Source organism: Planktothrix tepida PCC 9214 (genome assembly GCF_900009145.1).
Lineage (GTDB): Bacteria > Cyanobacteriota > Cyanobacteriia > Cyanobacteriales > Microcoleaceae > Planktothrix > Planktothrix tepida.
In genome coordinates this window covers 1-220 of the sequence record NZ_LN889895.1, presented here as the reverse complement: position 1 = coordinate 220, position 220 = coordinate 1, and the positions used below count along the sequence as shown (strand labels likewise).

1 protein-coding gene is annotated in these 220 nt (G+C 37.3%); it reads left to right on the top strand.

Annotated features, from left to right (window positions below; translation table 11 throughout):
* On the top strand, nt 1-220 hold a 220-nt coding region (locus tag PL9214_RS31840), incomplete at both ends, for a DUF8696 domain-containing protein (RefSeq protein WP_186440524.1).

Here is a 220-nt window from a genome sequence, read left to right as displayed (position 1 = left end):
AAACGGTTAATAGTAGTCCGACTTCTGTGGTTTCTGGACTTTTGAATAATGCTCCTACAGGAACAGTTAATATTACAGGAACAGCGACACAAAACCAAATTTTAACAGCAACCAATACCTTAGCAGATGTTGATGGTTTAGGAACGTTTAATTATCAATGGCAAGAGTCATCTGATAATGGAGTCACCTGGACTAATATTAGTGGAGCGACTAATAATAC